Annotated in this window: 16 protein-coding genes; 12 read left to right on the forward strand and 4 right to left on the reverse strand. The window is 59.3% G+C overall.

What is annotated here, in order from left to right; all coding sequences use genetic code 11:
- Positions 1-51: 51 nt before the first annotated feature.
- Positions 52-1,187 (reverse strand): IS3 family transposase gene (locus L3V85_RS06435; RefSeq protein ID WP_414080174.1). Its coding sequence is split into 2 segments (ribosomal slippage): positions 52-932 and positions 932-1,187, totalling 1,137 coding nucleotides; the frame shifts between segments, so codons are not numbered across the junction.
- Between the two features lie 96 nt (positions 1,188-1,283).
- Here L3V85_RS06435 and L3V85_RS06440 point away from each other — a divergent pair.
- Genes L3V85_RS06440 through L3V85_RS06450 form a run of 3 tightly spaced genes read left to right on the forward strand, consistent with a single transcriptional unit; the run spans position 1,284 to position 3,635 of the window.
- Positions 1,284-1,499: a hypothetical protein gene (locus tag L3V85_RS06440; protein ID WP_237678556.1), complete on the forward strand. Its 216-nt coding sequence runs from the start codon at positions 1,284-1,286 to the stop codon at positions 1,497-1,499.
- 13 nt (positions 1,500-1,512) lie between these two features.
- Complete coding sequence (locus L3V85_RS06445; protein ID WP_237678557.1) at positions 1,513-1,923, forward strand: GtrA family protein; 411 nt, start codon at positions 1,513-1,515, stop codon at positions 1,921-1,923.
- Positions 1,920-3,635 carry a hypothetical protein gene (locus tag L3V85_RS06450; protein ID WP_237678558.1) on the forward strand — a complete coding sequence of 572 codons (1,716 nt, stop codon included), beginning with the start codon at positions 1,920-1,922 and terminating at the stop codon, positions 3,633-3,635. The genes L3V85_RS06445 and L3V85_RS06450 overlap by 4 nt, the downstream gene beginning before the upstream one ends.
- 31 nt (positions 3,636-3,666) lie before the next feature.
- On the opposite strand, the gene L3V85_RS06455 is transcribed toward L3V85_RS06450, so the two are convergent.
- Positions 3,667-5,358: a glycosyltransferase family 61 protein gene (locus tag L3V85_RS06455; RefSeq protein WP_237678559.1), complete on the reverse strand. Its 1,692-nt coding sequence runs from the start codon at positions 5,356-5,358 to the stop codon at positions 3,667-3,669.
- A 73-nt stretch (positions 5,359-5,431) separates the two neighbouring features.
- Between L3V85_RS06455 and L3V85_RS06460 the strand changes: the two genes are divergently transcribed.
- From L3V85_RS06460 to L3V85_RS06505, 9 genes are all read left to right on the forward strand, one after another.
- The gene (locus L3V85_RS06460; protein WP_272934773.1) at positions 5,432-5,917 is read left to right on the forward strand and encodes an acyltransferase; all 486 of its coding nucleotides are present in this window, start codon (positions 5,432-5,434) and stop codon (positions 5,915-5,917) included.
- A gap of 245 nt (positions 5,918-6,162) precedes the next feature.
- A complete protein-coding gene (gene rfbF / locus L3V85_RS06470) occupies positions 6,163-6,936 on the forward strand; it encodes a glucose-1-phosphate cytidylyltransferase (RefSeq protein WP_237678560.1) in 774 nt (257 codons plus the stop codon).
- Positions 6,918-8,015, forward strand: coding sequence for a CDP-glucose 4,6-dehydratase (gene rfbG / locus L3V85_RS06475; protein ID WP_237678561.1), 1,098 nt, complete (start codon positions 6,918-6,920; stop codon positions 8,013-8,015). The genes rfbF and rfbG overlap by 19 nt, the downstream gene beginning before the upstream one ends.
- Positions 8,008-9,339, forward strand: a complete 1,332-nt coding sequence (rfbH, locus tag L3V85_RS06480) for a lipopolysaccharide biosynthesis protein RfbH (protein ID WP_237678562.1) — start codon at positions 8,008-8,010, stop codon at positions 9,337-9,339. Before rfbG ends, rfbH begins: the two co-directional genes overlap by 8 nt.
- Positions 9,332-10,375 carry an NAD-dependent epimerase/dehydratase family protein gene (locus tag L3V85_RS06485; protein ID WP_237678563.1) on the forward strand — a complete coding sequence of 348 codons (1,044 nt, stop codon included), beginning with the start codon at positions 9,332-9,334 and terminating at the stop codon, positions 10,373-10,375. Before rfbH ends, L3V85_RS06485 begins: the two co-directional genes overlap by 8 nt.
- Positions 10,376-10,400: 25 nt before the next feature.
- Positions 10,401-11,213 carry a transketolase gene (locus tag L3V85_RS06490; RefSeq protein WP_237678564.1) on the forward strand — a complete coding sequence of 271 codons (813 nt, stop codon included), beginning with the start codon at positions 10,401-10,403 and terminating at the stop codon, positions 11,211-11,213.
- Entirely contained in the window at positions 11,210-12,127 is a 918-nt protein-coding gene (locus tag L3V85_RS06495) for a transketolase family protein (RefSeq protein ID WP_237678565.1), read from the forward strand. Before L3V85_RS06490 ends, L3V85_RS06495 begins: the two co-directional genes overlap by 4 nt.
- A gap of 4 nt (positions 12,128-12,131) precedes the next feature.
- Complete coding sequence (locus L3V85_RS06500; protein WP_237678566.1) at positions 12,132-12,494, forward strand: GtrA family protein; 363 nt, start codon at positions 12,132-12,134, stop codon at positions 12,492-12,494.
- Entirely contained in the window at positions 12,491-13,438 is a 948-nt protein-coding gene (locus L3V85_RS06505) for a glycosyltransferase family 2 protein (RefSeq protein ID WP_237678567.1), read from the forward strand. The genes L3V85_RS06500 and L3V85_RS06505 overlap by 4 nt, the downstream gene beginning before the upstream one ends.
- A gap of 3 nt (positions 13,439-13,441) precedes the next feature.
- Here L3V85_RS06505 and L3V85_RS06510 read toward each other — a convergent pair whose 3' ends face one another.
- Positions 13,442-14,143 carry an ABC transporter ATP-binding protein gene (locus L3V85_RS06510; protein ID WP_237678568.1) on the reverse strand — a complete coding sequence of 234 codons (702 nt, stop codon included), beginning with the start codon at positions 14,141-14,143 and terminating at the stop codon, positions 13,442-13,444.
- A 3-nt stretch (positions 14,144-14,146) separates the two neighbouring features.
- Complete coding sequence (locus L3V85_RS06515; RefSeq protein ID WP_237678569.1) at positions 14,147-14,950, reverse strand: ABC transporter permease; 804 nt, start codon at positions 14,948-14,950, stop codon at positions 14,147-14,149.
- Positions 14,951-14,953: the final 3 nt, after the last annotated feature.

Raw genomic sequence — 14,953 nt, forward strand, 5'->3', positions numbered from 1 at the left:
CTGCCCCCTTCCGCCGTGCCATTCATAACGAGGAAGTCCGGGGTTTCAAGATTAATTGATCTCGATGGTGGTTGAGCTGGTTCGAGCAGCATCGCCAGCGCGCTGGCGATGCTGCTCGGCGAACTTTGCCGGTGGCATTCGCCCACAGCTGCTGTGCGGTCTGACCTCGTTGTAGTCTTGGCGCCAGGCGGTGATGGCCGACCTGGCCTGCATCAGCGTCTCGAACCACTGCTCGTTGAGGCACTCGTCCCTGAACTTTCCATTGAAGCTCTCGATGTAGCCGTTCTGCATGGGTCGCCCAGGCTCGATCAGGATGTGGCGGATGCCGTGGGTCTGCGCCCAACCCATGAACGCCCTGCTGGTGAACTCCGGGCCGTTGTCCGTGCGCACGGCCAGCGGGTAGCCCCTGAAGACCGCCGCCTGGTCCAGCAGCCGCGTCACGTACTGCCCCGAGATGCCCCAGTCCACCGAGATGCTCACGCACTCGTGGCTGAAGTCGTCGGCCACCGTCAGGCACTTGATGCGCCGCCCGGTGCTCAGGCTGTCGCTGACGAAGTCCATGCTCCAGACCTCATTGACCGTCCTGGCCAGCTGCAGCGGCACGCGCTCGCTGACGGGCCGCTTGGCCTTCCTGCGCTTGCGCACGGCCAGGTTGGCCGCGCTGTAGAGCCGGTAGACCTTCTTGTGGTTCACCCCGGGGAAGTGCGGGCGCAGCATGTCGTGGATGCGCCGATAGCCAAAGCGCCGGCGCACGTGCGCGATCTCCACGATCTTGCTGCTGAGCTCCTGGGTCATGGCATCGATCTCGGGTGGGTTGCGCCAGCTGTCGCGTGAGAGCCCCACAAGCCTGCATGCCCGCCGCTCGCTCAGACCGCATTGCTCGATCATGGTGGCGATGGCGGCACGCTTGGCCTGTGGGGCTAACGCTTTACCCCGAAGGCGGTGTTCAGCGCGTGGATGTCCAGGTGGGCTTCGGCCAACAGCTTCTTGAGCTTGTTGTTCTCCGCCTCCAGCTCACGCAGGCGCCTCGCATCGGGCACCTCCATGCCACCGTACTTGGCACGCCACTTGTAGAAGGTGGCGTCGCTGAAGCCGCCCTTGCGGCACAGCTCCTTGATGGGCAAGCCGGCCTCGGCCTGCTTGATGAAACCGATGATCTGCTCCTCGGTATATCTGCTCTTTCTCATGTCCGTCATTCTCCAAGTTGACGGACTTCACTGCCATTACGCTGGTACGGCTGGAAGGGGGCAGGTCAGATTCGCTTCATTTCGCTCGTCGGTCTCGTGACATCCGCACTCGGCGTGTTGTACAGCCTCAGCATCGTATTTGCATGGATGCGGGGCGACACGCCTTTCAATGGCTGGGCACCCATCATGATTGCCATCCTGCTGGTGGGCGGGTTGATCATGGTGATGCTTGGGGTGGTGGGCGAGTATGTCTGGCGCATCAACGAGGAAGTGCGCAAGCGGCCAAACTACGTGATCAGGGACAGGCTTTGAGCCCGGCCTTGCGGTGAGCCTTCCGGCCCTCACGAAGCAGTTTTCGAAGTTCACCGTCATCGGGGCGCTGAACTTTGTTTTCACGCTTGTTCTCTTTTACCTGGCCGTCGTCGTACTGCAGGTCAACCATCTGATTGCGTTGGTCATCGTCGCGCTTGTCGGGATGTGCCTTACATACACCCTCAATTATTTCTGGGTGTTCAAGCCAAGCGAACGAATCACGTTCGGTGCGCGTTTCGCGAAGTACATTGCCGCGGGGCTCGTCTCCGTGGGTTTGAATGTCGTGCTTCTGCATCTGCTGACTTCAAAAACCCGTATTCCGCCTTTCTACGGTCAGATGCTGTTGATTCCGGTGATCGTGGTTTTCAATTTTCTGTCGGCGAAGCTGTGGTCGTTGCGGACTGAACGAGAGGCGGGCCGGTGAGCCGCGACGCAGTGCGCGAGCCGACGCTGCGTGCAGTGGCCCTGACGGATCGCGGTGTCGCCGTGTTAGCGTTGTTAGCGCTGGCTGCGGTGCTGGCTTACTGCGGATGGGCGCTAGATCGAGGCTTCGAGATTACCGACGAGGCCTACTATTTGCTGCTGGCCATGCATCCCGATGCAACGCAGCTCTACATCAGTGCGCAGCAATGGGCTACGAGCCTGCTCTGGGACATCACAGGTAGCCTGACGACTTTCAGGGCTTCAGGGTTCGTGGTGCTGGTCGGGAGTTCGGTCGTGCTGGGGCTGGGGATTCTTCGGGTGGCTGCTGATCGCGGCTCGTGGCCCCAACGCCTGTCGGTCTTGAGCGTTTCCATCATTTGTGGCTTGCTGTACGCGATCACCATCAATGTCTCGCCCAGCTACAACCTGTTGGCATCTGCAGGCGCGTACGCGGCCTTTGGATGGATGCTGCTTGCATGCGGGCAGCCGTCAGGCGCATTGCGCTTCGCGTCGTTGATCGCCGCGGGAGCGGCTGTCGGTGTGGAGTTCGTATGCAAGCCGTCCGCGGGTGTGGCCACCTGGCTGCTCGTTGCCATCTGCGCTCTGGTGCTCGATGGCACTGCGCGCCCGCGCTGGTCGGCGGTGATCTTCCTTGGGGCAGGGGCTGTGGCTTGCGTGGCTGCTCTACTCCTGCTTCAGACGACCCCGGGCGCCGCGCTGGGGGCTTTCATGGGAGGAATGGATTTGTTTCGCATGGTCCAGGGCGAATCGATCCTGACACGTCTCTGGCGTTACGCCGTCGAGTTTTCCATCCACACTGCCACGGCGCTGAAGGTTCACGCATTCCTCATCGCGGCGGTGATCCTCCACGCCTTCTGGCGTCGTTGGGCGTCATTGGTTCTGGTTATTGCCGCGCTCGGACACGTGATTGTCAGCGCGGACTATTTCGCCTATGGCGCTGACCAATACATCAAGTACATGCAGCATGCCCTGATTCTGCTTGCGCTGTTGGTGCTGAGCGGCTGGGCATTGTTTTCAACGCGCGAGCGTTGGCTGGCGGCGGGCCTTGTTCTCCTGCCGTACAGCGTTGCGATGGGCACGGGCAATGCGCTCTTCAGTCAGGTCATCGTTTCGCTGGCTCCTTGGGGCGGTCTTGCTGCGCTGGCTGGCTATGCCAGGAAAAATACCTTCCAGGGAGGAGCCGTCTCTCGTGCCGTTCTTGCGGGTTTTGTGCTCATGACGAGCGTGCAGATCCTGGTTTACCAGTCGAAGCTGCCCTACAACATGAGTTCGAGCATGCGAGAGCAGGATTTGCCGGTTTCCGTCGGCGCACTGGGGCTTGTTCGCGTCGACGCGCCGACGAGGCAATTCGTCCAAGAGATGGACGCTGCCGTGGCAAGCTGCGGCATCACCCCTGAAACCCCGTTCCTGGGGCTCTACAACATCCCTGGTGCGGCATTGGCATTGAACGCTGTGCCGGTCATCACTCCCTGGCTCAACAATGTTGCGCAAGCGGAAGCGGTGCTGGCGCGTGCACCCTCTGTCGTCAGCGAGGCGGCTATCGCGGTCAAGATGAACGCAGACGGAAGCTTGCCCGCGTTCCCCTCGCAAATGACCGACTTCCCATCTGCTTTCCGCTATTGCGGTGAAGCGACTTATCCGTATGGCGAACAGCGGATCCGCATCTGGAAAGGGCGGATTCCGGCTTCTTGAGTCAATGGGGGAGGGTCATCACCGCATGACCTCAGTTCGCCCGGGGTTCGATGTCTGCCAAGGCAATGGCGAGCTTTGTCGCATCGATAGCGTAGCTGTCGAGAAACAGGCTGGGATCGGACACCGTATGTTCATCGCCCGGGTTGAATAGCGGATGTTCGCCTGTCAGGATCCGGTACTCGCAACCGGCAAACAGCGCCATGTTGGACTGTGAGCAAAAGAGTTGCGTATAGGGTGAAGACAGCGCCAGCACCTGCGTTCCGGGGCGACAGAAAATCAGGTTGGTGAATGCCGCTCCCATGGCCCCGACGATCGCGGATGCCTCGGAGAACAGGCGCACTTGCTGTTCGAACGACAGCAGTCCCGTGTCGATGATCTCGTAGCCGAACGAGGCCAATACCTCCTCCAGCTCAATGGTATTTGTAATGTTCCTTCCGCTTCTGCGTGCCAGAAAGATTTTCCGATGGCCTTTCTGTGCAGGGTCGATTTCAAATTTCCTGAAGACTGTGGCCTGCATGTGAGCCAGCGTACGAAAGCAAATGGCGGAGCATTTCCACATGGGTTCTCGCAAGTTGTCGGCGAGATTGGTGCATGTCGACGGTATATGGAGTTTCTTGACCTTCAGTAGCGTCGAGTTGTCCATGCGATATATGGGCCAGTCCGGAAGCATGGTCCGCAGTGAGTCGAACTCCTGAGGAAACATGCCGTCGTCGACGATCAGCGGAATTTTCCGAAGCGCCTCTTTTTTTTCCAGGATGTAGCATCTTCCCAGATATTCGACCAGCCAGTGGTAATAATTCGGACTGCAACGACCACTCAAGAGAATTGCAGACGGAAGGGAGACTTCCTTTTTATAGCGAAACCACAGGAGGATTTCGCTCTTTTGATTGAGGGAAACGATGTACTGCCAGATGCCTGCAACAAAGCCTCGATGCGGATTGGCTGCCGGTTCGTAGATAACCAGCCGATTGCTCGCCAATACTTGAAATCCGCCGACTACGGTCGCGTTGTCGATGGTGGCAATCCATTTCTGGGGTACGTCGACGGTCCTGAGAGGGCGCTCCTGTGCCGATCCGATGACTTCCGGCTCATGAAATGCCATTGGAAAGGACGCCTCTATTTCTTCGAGCGACTGACCGATTTTGTGCAGCTCGGAGAAATCGATGGTCGAGAATTTTCTCAGAAGAATATTCTCCCCTGAGTCTCGGGCGTTGAGTTGCCTGGAAATTGCCTTTGCCTTAATTTTTGCCACGCGTCCCTGTCGGGCTGCCTCAAAAATCATGTATTTGTAGTTTTCGAGCGCCGACTCTTCAATAGATTTTCCCCCGGTCCGAAGTTTGATTTCCAGTTTGAGAAAAAACAAAAGGTCATCGATGCTCGCGGCCAATTGGTTGAGATTTCTCTTTTCCCTCCGACCCTTCAGTGCGTAGTGCTCTGCCGCGGACAATCTCTCACTTTTAACGTCTTGATATGAACTAAGATAAAAGTTCTCATCCAAAAAGAGCCTGATCAGCCATCTGGTGGTGGTATTCCAGCGCCAGATTGAGAATTTTTCGAATGTGAGGTTTGGATGCCTTCCTTCGACTATTCCATATCTGAAATAATGATAATTGCAATCGAGTCCCGACGTCGCGACATCGCGGTATTTTTGTTTATAATATTTATCATCCACGACGCCGGTCAAAGAGAGGGCGCGCAGTATCAGAGTGCGAATTTTCTTCATGGCATGGCTCTGTGTGTTGCAGTCTGATTCGAATGATTTGGTTTCCGCGACGAAATAACGAGATTTTTACAAAATGACTTTAAATAATACGGCTTTCGTTCACCCTCTGGCTGATGTTCAGGCTACGGATATCGGTCCGGAAACCAAGATATGGCAATTCAATGTGGTGCTCGCTGGTGCGCGCATTGGAGGAAATTGCAATATATCCGCGCATTGTTTCATAGAGAGTGATGTGGTCGTTGGGAATAATGTGACCCTGAAGTCAGGGGTTTATTTGTGGGACGGAATTACCCTCGAGGACAATGTTTTTGTGGGACCTGGTGTCAGGTTCACCAACGACATGTATCCGAGGTCAAAGGTTTATCCGGCTGCCTTCCTGCGCACTACCGTTTGTCAAGGTGCATCGATCGGTGCAGGGGCTGTTTTGACACCCGGCCTGACCATTGGGCGAGGTGCCATGATAGCCGCAGGCGCCGTCGTCACCCGCGATGTAGAGCCGTTCTCGCTGGTGGTCGGGTCGCCTGCGCGCCACGTGAAGTTCTTGAACCCTGAAAATTGATGTTGTAGCCGAGTGTCCGTGGCAGAGCAAGGCACGCGTCTTGCGAATCGCTTTGCAGCAGGAAATCATTGAATTTAAGAGAAGATCGGAAGCAATTCCTGGATTGGTTGATGGCGCTTCCGATGAGGGAGTCGATTTTGGTCATTTCAAATAAACAGTCTCGACCGTTTTATGCGGCGTGATTTCGAGCAGCGAAGGTCGATTGATCACGGTGCGATTGAAGTTTAAATGCGCAAGGAGGGCGAATGAAAGCGGTTATTCTGGCAGGAGGCTTGGGAACGAGAATTTCCGAGGAGACCGGTGTGAAGCCGAAGCCAATGATCGAGGTCGGCGGAAAACCGATTCTTTGGCATATCATGAAAATCTATGCAGCCCACGGTGTGAATGATTTCGTGATTTGCTGTGGATACAAGGGTTATGTAATAAAAGAGTATTTTGCTAATTACTTCCTCCATATGTCCGATGTCACTTTCGACATGCTTGGGAATTCGATGGAAGTTCATCAGCGAAATGCGGAACCTTGGCGGGTAACGCTCATTGATACAGGCGAGAACACCATGACCGGGGGGCGCCTCAAGCGTGTCGCGCCGTATGTGCAGGATGAGGAGCACTTCTGCTTCACCTACGGCGACGGTGTGGCAGACGTCGACATCACCGCACTCATCGCGTTCCACAAGGCCCAGAAAGTCGCTGCCACGCTTACCGCTGCGCTGCCGCCAGGCCGGTTCGGCGCGCTTGATTTCGATGGACACAAAGTCCGCAGCTTCAAGGAGAAGCCCAAGGGCGATGGCGCCATGATCAACGGCGGATTTTTTGTCCTTTCTCCCGCCGTGCTTGACTACATCAAGGACGACACCACCGTATGGGAGCACGAACCTCTCGAGCGACTGGCGGCTCAGGGGCAGCTCGCAGCCTTCAAGCATGGCGGCTTCTGGCAGCCTATGGACACCTTGCGCGACAAGACGCATCTCGAGGAGCTTTGGGCGGGAGGCAAGGCACCATGGAAAGTCTGGAAATGACCGTGTCTTTTTGGCACGGCAAGCGGGTGTTTCTAACGGGGCACACCGGCTTCAAAGGTGGCTGGCTTGCGCTTTGGCTTGAAAAGCTCGGTGCGGTTGTCACCGGCTATGCGTTGGACCCGTCCACGCACCCCAGCCTGCATGCGTTGGCATCCGGCCGTTCGACCTCCAACTCCGTGATTGCCGATATTCGTGACCTTCCCCGGCTGCGGTCTGCCCTGAAGGAGTGCCGCCCGGATGTCGTTTTTCATCTGGCGGCCCAACCCCTTGTGCGGCACTCCTATGCGGACCCGGTGGAAACCTATTCCACCAACGTGATGGGCACCGTCAATCTGCTGGAGGCCACACGTGCCTGCGACAGTGTCAGGGCGGTCGTGGTCGTGACCAGTGACAAGTGCTACGAGAACCGCGAGTGGCCATGGGGCTACCGCGAGAACGAGCCGATGGGTGGATATGACCCCTACAGCAACAGCAAAGGGTGTGCCGAGCTCGTGGTGGCATCCTATCGCTCTTCCTTTTTCAACGAGGCGCACCACAGCGACCACGGTGTCGCTCTGGCAACTGCCCGAGCGGGTAACGTGATTGGCGGCGGCGACTGGTCTGCCGACCGATTGGTGCCGGATTTGTTGCGGGCTTTTGGCGAGGGACGCACGGCGGACATTCGGAACCCTCATGCGGTACGTCCATGGCAGCATGTACTGGAACCGTTGCATGGCTACATGATGTTGGCGGAGCGCTTGTTCACGGAGGGGCCTTCATGGGCGCAGCCTTGGAACTTTGGCCCAGCCGATACCGACGCGCGTCCCGTGTCCTGGATCGCCGACCAGTTGGTCGCGCTTTGGGGCGGCGGTGCGCATTGGCACACTGACGCCCAAGCTGGGCAGCCGCACGAGGCGAGTTGGCTCAAGCTCGATTGCTCCAAGGCACGTCAGACCTTGGGCTGGCTCCCTCGCTGGAACCTTCGCCAGAGTCTCGGCGAGATCGTCGACTGGCAGCGCGGTTGGCTCGACGGTCGTGACATGACCGAACTCACACTCGCACAAATCGAAAAATACGAAAGCACCCCGATCGATGACTGAAATCTCTTTCCAAAAAAATGAACTGCGCAAGAAGATCCTTGCGCTGGTGGCCGAATACGGCGAATTGGCCAGTGCTCCCGCTTCCTTTGTTCCGGGCGAGACCCTGATTCCGCCGTCGGGCAAGGTCGTCGGTACACCGGAAATGCAGTTGATGGTCGATGCCTCGCTCGACGCATGGCTGACGACCGGGCGTTTCAACACGCTGTTCGAAAGTCGGTTGGCCGCCTATCTGGGCGTCAAGCACCTTATGACCGTGAACTCCGGATCGTCGGCAAATCTGGTGGCGTTCTCCGCGCTGACTTCCCCCAAGCTGGGCGACCGGGCGATCCGGCCCGGCGATGAAGTGATCGGCGTGGCGGCGGGATTCCCCACCACAGTGAATCCGATCCTGCAGTGCGGCGCCGTGCCGGTGTTCGTGGATGTGCATATTCCCACCTACAACATCGATGCGGATCAATTGGAGGCGGCGATCGGTCCGCGGACCAAGGCGATCATGCTCGCGCATACCCTGGGCAATCCGTACAACCTGAAAGTCGTCAAGGCCGCCTGCGAAAAGCATGGGCTCTGGCTGGTGGAAGACTGCTGCGATGCACTCGGTGCCCGTTACGAAGGGCAGATGGTCGGTACCTTCGGCGACATCGGGACATTGAGCTTCTACCCCGCCCATCACATCACCATGGGCGAAGGCGGCGCGGTGTTCACCAATAACGATGAGCTGCGGCTGATTGCCGAATCCATCCGGGACTGGGGCCGCGATTGCTATTGCCCGCCTGGCAAAGACAACACCTGCGGCAAACGTTTTTGCTGGAAGCTCGGCGATCTGCCCGAAGGCTACGACCACAAGTACACGTACTCCCATCTGGGCTACAACCTCAAGATCACCGATATGCAGGCGGCATGCGCGCTGGCGCAACTCGACCGGCTCGATGGTTTCGTGGCGGCGCGCAAAAAGAATTTTGCTTACCTCAAGGACCGTCTGAGCAGCTGTGAAGAGTTCCTGGAATTGCCCGAGCCCACGCCCGGCTCCGAGCCGTCATGGTTCGGTTTCCCGATCACGCTGCGTGAAGCTGCCAACACCCGGCGCGTCGATCTGCTGACCTATCTCGACCAGCAGAAAGTCGGTACGCGGCTCTTGTTTGCAGGCAACCTGCTGCGTCAGCCTTACATGATCGGCCGCAACTACAGGGTGGTCGGCGAACTGAAGAACACGGATCGGATCATGAACGATACGTTCTGGATCGGCGTTTACCCCGGCCTGACCGAGGCCATGCTCGACCATTCCGTCGCCAGCATCGAGACCTATCTCGGCTTGCGTTTTGACTGACCTGGTCCGCCCTGTTCCGGTTGCGGAACTCGATGAAGTCTTGCAGCTGACCGCGCCACAGGTGTGGGCGGGGCTTCGCAATCAATCGGTGTTCCTGACCGGTGGCACCGGCTTCGTCGGGAAATGGCTGCTCGAATGCCTGCTGCATGCCGAGCATGTGCTGAAGCTGGGGCTGACACTGACCGTGCTGACCCGCGACCCCGACCGTTTCACCCAGGGCAGCCCGCGCCTGGCAAAGGCCGCGGCCGTGGAATTGCTGAAGGGTGACATTGCCGACTTCGCGCTTCCTCGCCGGCCGTTCTCCTCTGTCATTCATGCGGCGCTTCCTGTCGCGCCTTCGCAATCGACCGCTGGAGATCTCGAGAAACTGGCTGTAGCAGGGGCGCGCCGGGCCTGCGCGCTTGCCGCCGCGAGCGGGGCGCACAGGTTCTTGCACATCAGTTCGGGCGCGGTGTACGGCAGCACCACAGGAGCCCAGGCATTCGGCGAAGACCAACCGTGGAGCGAAGCGGACGACACCAACGCGTACACCCGCGCCAAGCGGGGGGCTGAAAGCGTTGTCTCCGAAGTGTGGCCCTTTGACGTCGTCATCGCGCGCTGCTTCGCTTTTCTCGGCCCCTATCTGCAGGGAACGAGCGGTGCCGCTCTAGCTCAGTTCGTGGAACAGGCCGTGCATGGCAAAGGCATCGTCGTGCAGGGAACGGGTGAGGCCGTCCGTTCCTACCAATACGCGAGCGACATGGCCCGCTGGCTCCTGAGCTGCCTGGTTCTGGGCGCATCGGGACGCGCTTACAACGTGGGTGGCGATGCTGCAGTGACAATCGCACAGCTGGCCGATGAGGTGACGCGTGTCGCCGGCACGGGCATCCCCGTGCATGTCGCCGGGCAGCCGGCGCGGGGACTTGCGGGGCCGCGCTACGTGCCTTCGCTACGGCGCGCCACGGAAGAGCTCGGCCTTGTCAATGCAGTCGGTCTTGAAGAGGGCATCCGCAGAACGCTGTCGTGGCACGCACCGCTTGAGTCCGCTCTCGATTGATGCCATTCATCTTTCTTCTTTCAGCATGAAATCTCAATTCGATCCTTCCTCCCTGCGCAAGACGGTGGTCGAGATGGCCTATGCAGGCAACGCCGTTCACCTGGGGTGTGCCTTCTCGATCATCGAGTTGCTCTCGTGCCTGTACGGGCGCCACATGCGCTACGACAAGCTCGTCCCCACCGATCCCATGCGTGACTACCTCGTTCTGAGCAAGGGGCATGGCGTGATGGCGCAATACGCATGCCTGTACGAACTCGGGTGGCTCGACCGCTCGGACATCGACAACTACTTCCATGACGGTTCCCGGCTCAAAGGACTGTCGGATGCGCATTTGCCTGGCTGCGAGGTCACGTCTGGTACCTTGGGCCATGGGCTCTCGGTTGGCGTAGGCTTGGCGTTGGCCGCTTCGCGCCGCAAGACGGGGCAAAAATGCTATGCCGTGATCGGTGACGGCGAAATCAACGAGGGGCCGATCTGGGAAGCGATGCTGTTCGCTGCGCACGCGAAGCTCGACAACCTCATGATCATCGTGGACGCAAACGGTTTTCAGGCCATGGGTACCACCGACGAGGTCATGCAGCTGGGGAATCTCAACGCCAAGTTCTCGGCCTTCGGTTTCGACGTGCTCGCGGTCGATGGCCATGACATGAGCGCGATCTCTTCGGCCATCGACGAATTGGAGGCTGGCCGAAATGGTCGGCCCAAGGCACTGGTCGCAAAGACGATCAAGGGCAAGGGGGTGTCCTACATGGAGAATGTCAACGCTTGGCACTATTCGCGCATGAACGCCGATCTTTACGCGCAGGCGTTGCGGGAACTCGACGGAGCCGTGGCATGAGAGCGGCGTTTTCCGCCGCCCTTGTCGAGGCCGCGACCCGTGACGAGCGTGTGGTGCTCCTGACGGGAGATCACGGTTACGCACTGTTCGACGAATTCCGCAAGCGCTGCCCCGGGCAATACATCAATGCGGGGATTGCCGAGCAGAACATGGTCGGCGTGGCCGCAGGGCTGGCGAAGGCCGGCTTCAGGCCTATCGTCTACGGGCTGAGCGCGTTTGTTCCTGTGCGGGTGGTCGAGCAGATCAAGATCGATGTCTGCTACGAGAAGCTGCCCGTCATCTTCACCGGCGATGGCGCCGGACTCGTCTACAGCACGCTGGGCACGAGCCATCAGAGCTTCGAGGATATTTCGTGCCTTCGCGCCGTACCGTATATCGACATCATGTCGCCTTGCGATGCGCACGAACTCACCGCTTGCATGTCGACCGCGTTGCAGCAAGAAAGCCCTGTGTACCTGCGCATGGGCAAGGCGGACCTGGGCGCCGTTCATGAGGCCTTGCCGGATCTGCGCCGAGGTGCGCTGATTCCGGTTCGCACCGGCCATCATCCAGTGAGCCTGATTGCCACGGGGTCGATGCTCAAAGCCGCCTGCACGCTCGGCGAAGAGCTCGACGTGTCCGTCTGGAGCGCGCCATGGATCAAGCCGCTCGACACCGCGCAATTGAGCGCACTGGCCTCGCGGAGCAGGGCCTTCGTGACGCTGGAGGAGCATTCGGTTGCAGGCGGCCTCGGCGCGGCCGTGCTGGAGAGCATTTCCGAGACTTGCCCATTGCCGCTGTTGCGCATCGGTGTGGGTGAGCGCTTTTCCGAGACTTGCGGATCCTATGCGCATGCCTTGCGCGAACATGGACTCGATCTGGCATCGGTTCGCGAACGCGTTGCACCATTTGTCGCGAAATGGAAGGCGTCTTGAGGTGTTGAGTTCGCAGCTGCTGCGCTTTCTGCTGGTCGGCGGGCTGAACACCGCGGTCGGCTATGCGCTGTTTGCAGGCTTCGTATGGGCTGGTTTGCCATACCCGGGGGCCATCGCGCTGGCCACGGTTCTCGGCGTCGCCTTCAACTTCCAGAGTACGGGGCGGCTGGTTTTTGGCGGTGCTCCCCTGTCCCAGCTTGGCCGTTTCGTAGCCGTGTACGGTGTCGTTTACCTGATCAATGTCGGGTCGGTGGCGCTTCTCTTGCGCCTTGGCTTCAACGTGTACCTGGCGAACGCGACCGTCCTTCTTCCCTTGGCGTTGGTGGCTTTCGTGCTGCAGCGCCGCTTTGTCTTTGCCTCTCCATGAAACACATCACCGTCGTCACCCCCTGCTACAACGAGGAAGAGAACGTCGAGGAGATTCACAGGCAGGCGCGTGAGGTTCTCGAGACGATCGAAGGGGTGACGTACGAGCATCTGTTCATCGACAATTTCTCGTCCGACCGCACTCCCGAGTTGCTGCGTGCCATGGCCTCGGCCGATCCCAAGGTGAAGGTGATCTTCAATGCCCGGAACTTCGGGCACATCCGTTCTCCGTACCATGGCTTGTTGCAGGCACGAGGCGATGCCGCGATTTTGCTGGTCGCCGACCTTCAAGACCCGCCCGAGCTGATGAAAGCCTTCATCGAGCACTGGCGCAATGGCGCCAAGCTGGTGGTGGGCGTCAAGCCCACGGCTGACGAGTCGGGGCTGATGTTTGCAATTCGCCGTGCCTACTACCGCACTGTGACGCGCATTGCCGACGTGAAGCTCATCCAGAATTTCACGGGATTCGGCCTCTACGACAGAAAGGTGCTGGAGGAGCTCCGCCGCATCGACGATCCGTATCCGTACCTTCGTGGGCTGGTGTCGGAGGTGGGCTTCGAAGCGGTGCAGGTGCCCTACAACCAGCCGCGCCGCAAGCGCGGGATCACCAAGAACAACTTCTATACCCTCTACGACATCGCCATGCTGGGCATCACCTCGCATTCGCGTGTGCCGTTGCGGATTGCAACGATGGTGGGCTTTGCGCTATCGGGGTTGAGCCTTGTCGTTTCGCTGCTCTACTTGTTCCTGAAGATTTTCTTCTGGAGCGAGTTCTCGGCCGGTACCGCGCCCATCCTTATCGGCATGTTCTTCTTTGCGTCGGTTCAGCTTTTCTTCATTGGCCTTCTCGGCGAGTACGTGGGAGCGATCCTGACGCATGTCATGAAGCGCCCCCTGGTCGTCGAGCGCGAGCGGCTGAACTTCGACAATTCGCCAGCCGATTGACAATCAGCTTTCGACGATCCGCCCGTGCTCGAGGTGGATCACCCGGTTGCACTCCTTGGCAATCAGCTCCGGCGAGTGCGACGCCAGCACCAGAATGCCGGACTTCGACACCACGTCGCGCATCCGCTTCTCGGCCTTCTCGGTGAAGGCCGCGTCGCCCACCGACAGCCATTCGTCCATCAGCAGGATGTCTGCTTCGACGCTGGTCGAGATCGAGAACGCAAGGCGCATCATCATGCCGGTCGAATAGGTGCGAACGGGCATGTTGACGTATTCACCCAGTCCGCTGAACTCGCAGATTTCGGGCGTGAGCCTGTCGACTTCCTTCTTGCTCATGCCCATCACGAGGCCGCGCAGCATGATGTTCTCGACGCCGGTGGCGTCCATTTCGATGCCGAGTGCGGGATCGATCAGGCTGGCCACCGAACCCTGGCGCGTGAATTCGCCCGAGGACGGCTCATAGACACCCGCGAGCGTGCGCAGCAGCGTGGACTTGCCCGCGCCGTTGTGGCCGATCAGGCCCAGCCGATCGCCGCTCCTGAGCTCGAGGTTGAGGCCGCTGAGCGCCTGTACCACGGTGACGCCGGTTTCCTTGCCGAAGCGCCCGCCGGTGACAGAAGCCGCCAGGGTCTTCTTGAGGGAGGCCGAGCCAGCGCCATAGATGGGGAAGCTGACCGAAACGTTCTTGAGTGAAATGGATGCCATGGATCAGAGCCAGTAGACGACGCGACGGCGGTATTTGACGAACAGCACGCTCGCGAGCGTCAGGCACAACACGGTCCACACGCCGATGCCGATCCAGCTGTGGATGTGGGCGACGCCACCCATCAGTGGCGTGCGCAGCAGGTCGAGCATTTGCGCGAAGGGGTTCCACAGCACGTACTTGGCACGGCCCGGAAGATTCTCGGGAAGCCAGAAGACGGGCGTGAGGAACATCAACATCTGCATGATGCTGGTGACGATTTGGGTCACGTCGCGATAACGGGTGCAAACGAGGCCCAGCAGGAGCCCGAGCGCATGTGCATTGACGATGAGGATCAGGAAGGCGGGAATGATCAGCAAAGCCGACCATGAAAGCGAAACGCCGGCCCAGAGGGCGACGGGGATGTACAGCACGATCTGATGGGCGAACTGGATCAGGTTGCGCGCCAGGCCTCGCCAGACGAACAGGCTGATCGGAAAGTAACCCTGCTTCAGGTAGTTGGACGATCCTACGAAGGCGTTGCAAGCGTCGGAGACCACAGTGGAGAAGAGGCCCCAGAAGATCACGCCGAGCGCCAGGTGCGGGAAAAACTTGTCCAGATGGGTGCCGAAGAGCGAGGCATACAGCGGCCCCATGCCGCCGATCATGACGCCCATGCTCAGCGTGAGCCACAGCGGCCCCAGCATCGAGCGTCGATAGCGCAGGACGATGTCGAACCATGCAAGGGTCCACCAGATGTCCGTGCGGCGTGTACCTCCCCACCAGTCGGCCAGCGCGCTGCGGTGAAGGTTGGAGTGAACTTGGCTCATGTG

Source organism: Variovorax paradoxus (genome assembly GCF_022009635.1).
In the GTDB taxonomy this organism is placed as follows: domain Bacteria; phylum Pseudomonadota; class Gammaproteobacteria; order Burkholderiales; family Burkholderiaceae_C; genus Variovorax.